Here is a 3,501-nt window from a genome sequence, read left to right as displayed (position 1 = left end):
TAATTTTTTGTGGGTTTTTTTGGGTTTACTGCAGCGAAAGTTCCGCGAAATACCACGGTAAAGTAGAGGTGTTAATGACTTGATGTCTTCTGTGCGTGCAGGTCAGCGTACACATCACCCGGACGCGACGAAAGGATCCTCCCATGAGCAAGGCGAGCGCTAAAAATAATCCGAAACAGCTCGACGCGAAGCGTGAGAAGCGTGCCCGCCAGGCGCAGCGTCGTGCTGAGCGTGAGCATCCGAATGCGGCGGCTATTGCCCCGGTGCGCGCCCAGTTGGATGAGGTTCTGGAGCGTAAGAGTCGGCATGTTTTGGGGCATGGCGATATGGCGAAATCCCTTGAGTTGATGGAGAAAATGCGTGATGAGGGCGCGAGTGACCACGAGATTGATGTGGCGCTTGCGGAGGCGAAGCTCCCCTCGGTCGTGCAGGTGGGTCGTAAGTCGTTGATGCGTTGGCCGAGCTGGTGGTGGTTGAATCGTCGTGAGCGCGCGTTGCGGGCGAAGATTGACCGCCTGATGGAGGGCTAAGCCTCCGTTTTGAATATGTTGCTGGAGCACCCCGTTGTGGGTGCTCTTGTGCTGTGCGGTGGTGGGGGAATTAATTTTTTAGACTCAAAGTTCAAATAATCTATTTCACAAAACAATTAAAACCACACAATACAACATGAACCAAATATATTTATAAGATATGCATTATATGTATATAAATTGTTACGTGACGCGTATTATATATAGCTAAATTGCCGTGCTATAGTCGTTATAACCCACAGACGTGTTCCCAACCACATTTCGTGCAACACGTTCTTTAGACGTAACTATCCAAGGAGGTATAGCATGAGCACCTCACCGAACAAGAACCCGCAGACTTCTGCAGCGGATCAGTACACCAAGCCCCCCACAGACGACCCGTTCGCACACGAACAGGAAGGCTTCCACAAGGGGCTTGGCGCACGTCAGCTCCAGATGATTGCCATCGGTTCCGCAATTGGTACCGGCCTGTTCCTGGGCACCGGTAGCCGCCTGCAGGACGCGGGCCCCATGCTCGCCGTCATCTACGCCGTCATCGGCTTCTTCGGCTACCTGATTCTTCGAGCCCTCGGCGAGCTGATCCTTCACCGCCCCTCCTCGGGCTCCTTCGTCTCGTACACCCGCGAATTCTACGGCGAAAAGGCCGCATTCGTATCCGGATGGCTGTACTGGCTGAACTGGGCAATGACTGCCGTTGCAGACGCCACCGCTATCGCCATCTACATCAGCTGGTTCGGGCGATACAACCAGTTCTTCGCAGACATTCCCCAGTGGCTTAGCGCATTCATCGTCGTTATCGTCACCGTGGCTCTGAACCTCATCTCCGTGAAGCTCTTCGGTGAGCTGGAATTCTGGTTCGCACTCATTAAGATTCTTGCCCTGCTGTCCTTCATGGCAGTTGGTATCTGGTACCTGGTCTTCGGTGAACCCATCAACGGCGTCCGCCCCGGCCTTGAACTCATCGCTGCCAATGACGGCTTCTTCCCCAACGGCATTCTTCCCGCTCTGATTGTGGTTCAGGGCGTTGTGTTCGCCTACGCCGGTATTGAGCTGGTCGGCACCACCAGTGGTGAAACCAAGAACGTTGAGAAGGTCATCCCCCGCGCTATCAACACCGTGATCTGGCGTATTGCGATCTTCTACGTTGGTTCCGTGGTTCTGCTCTGCCTGCTCATGCCTTACACCGCGTACAAGGACGCAGAGTCGCCGTTCGTGACCTTCTTTGACGCTATCGGCATTGACGGTACCGCACCGATTATGCAGCTGGTCGTTATTACCGCGGCTGCTTCCTCGCTGAACGCTGGCCTGTACTCCACCGGCCGTATCCTCCACTCGATGGGTGTTGCAGGTTCGGCACCGAAGTTCACCACTAAGGTGTCCCGCTCCGGCGTTCCGGTGGCAGGTATTCTGCTGACCGGTGTGATTGGCCTCTTCGGTGTTGTGCTGAACTTCTTCGTTCCCGAGCAGGCGTTCGAGGTCGTGCTGAACATCGCATCCGTGGGCACCATGGCTAGCTGGGCGGCTATCGCAATGTCGCACCAGAAGTACCTGAAGCTGGTCGGTGAGGGCAAGTACAAGCGCCCCAACTACCGTGCACCCGGCGGTCGTTTCAGCGACTGGGCTGTGATGGTATTCCTCGCTGCTGTGCTGGTGCTGATGGCTCTGGATTACCCGGTCGGCACCTACACCCTGGCATCGCTGCTGCTGGTTATCCCGCTGCTGATTATCGGCTGGTACATGGTTCGTGACCGCGTCAACGAGGTTGCTCGCGTCCGTGAAGGCTACACCGGTTCCGTGCCTGTGATTGCTGCCCGCCCCGTGGTGAAGAAGCTTATCCATGAGCCTCGTACCCGCATTGACCTGGACGAGCTGAACGACGAGATTGATAACAAGCCGAAGGGTAGCTAACCCGACCGGCGCCTCCAATCTCGATGATATTCCGGTGAAATCCCGGTGACGGCGAATGAGGGGGTTCTAGACCCTAGCCGCTAGACCCTCGCCAATAGACTCTAGCCAATAGAGTCTGGAACCCCCTCCCTACACGTCTTTTCGTGATCGCTTCCGTATTACATCCGTGTAATACATAAAGCAAAGTACATATTTACAGCATTTCTAATACGGTGTGTCCTGCAATATATTTTGAGATAATAGATATCCGCAGTGACCACCAGATGCACAAAGAAGTTTTGTGCAGATATTCAAAGGAGAAAATCATGACTGAACGTCCTAGCGCACACGCGGTGGAATTTGTTGACGTCGCCTCGATGGCGAAGTGGATTCAGAAGGACGGCGTAGGCAACATCATTGCCGGCATGGTCGACTTCCTCGAAGAAGACTTCAAGAAGTGGCAGAGCTTCGACAAGATTCCGCGCGTCGCCTCCCACACCCCCTTCGGTGTGATTGAGCTGATGCCCACCTCCGACAACATCACCTACTCCTTCAAGTACGTGAACGGCCACCCGTCGAACCCGGCACGCGGCTTCCAGACCGTGACCGCGTTCGGTCTGCTCGCGGACGTGGACAACGGCTACCCCGTGTTCCTGGCTGAGATGACCCTGCTGACCGCGCTGCGTACCGCCGGCGTGTCCGCCATGGTTGCTAAGCACCTGGCACGCAAGGACTCGAAGAAGATGGCGATGATTGGTACCGGCTCTCAGTCTGAGTTCCAGGCGCTGGGTATGCGCGCTGTGCTCGGCATTGAGGACCTGTCCGTCTACGACGTTGATTCGCACGCGATGGAGAAGTTCCGCCGCAACCTGGAGCCGCTGGGCTTCCGCATCCACCTGGCTAAGGACGTGGACGAGGCTGTTGAGGGCGCCGACATTATTACCACCTGCACCGCCGATAAGCAGCAGGCGAAGGTTCTGCTGGACCGCCAGGTGAAGCCCGGCGTGCACCTGAACGCCATTGGTGGCGACTGCCCCGGCAAGACTGAGCTGGAAAGCGAAATTCTGGACCGCTCCACCGTGTT

Annotated in this window: 3 protein-coding genes; all 3 read left to right on the top strand. The window is 55.9% G+C overall.

Features of this window, described 5'->3' with window-relative positions; translation table 11 throughout:
* Positions 1-143: 143 nt before the first annotated feature.
* A complete protein-coding gene (locus Q0216_RS05945) occupies positions 144-530 on the top strand; it encodes a hypothetical protein (RefSeq protein WP_049342000.1) in 387 nt (128 codons plus the stop codon).
* A gap of 306 nt (positions 531-836) precedes the next feature.
* Positions 837-2,438: an amino acid permease gene (locus Q0216_RS05940; protein ID WP_298593725.1), complete on the top strand. Its 1,602-nt coding sequence runs from the start codon at positions 837-839 to the stop codon at positions 2,436-2,438.
* A 305-nt stretch (positions 2,439-2,743) separates the two neighbouring features.
* Positions 2,744-3,501 (top strand): ornithine cyclodeaminase (locus tag Q0216_RS05935; RefSeq protein ID WP_298593721.1); only part of this gene is annotated, 758 nt, incomplete at its 3' end.

Source organism: uncultured Rothia sp., assembly GCF_937976295.1.
In the GTDB taxonomy this organism is placed as follows: Bacteria; Actinomycetota; Actinomycetes; order Actinomycetales; family Micrococcaceae; genus Rothia.
The sequence above is the reverse complement of the archived record's forward strand: the minus strand, read 5'-3'. Positions and strand labels throughout refer to the sequence as shown.

Excerpts from the sequence above, each read along its gene's own strand:
- Q0216_RS05940 (WP_298593725.1), top strand. The coding sequence starts at position 837 with ATGAGCACCTCACCGAACAAGAACCCGCAGACTTCTGCAGCGGATCAG.
- Q0216_RS05945 (WP_049342000.1), top strand. The coding sequence starts at position 144 with ATGAGCAAGGCGAGCGCTAAAAATAATCCGAAACAGCTCGACGCGAAG.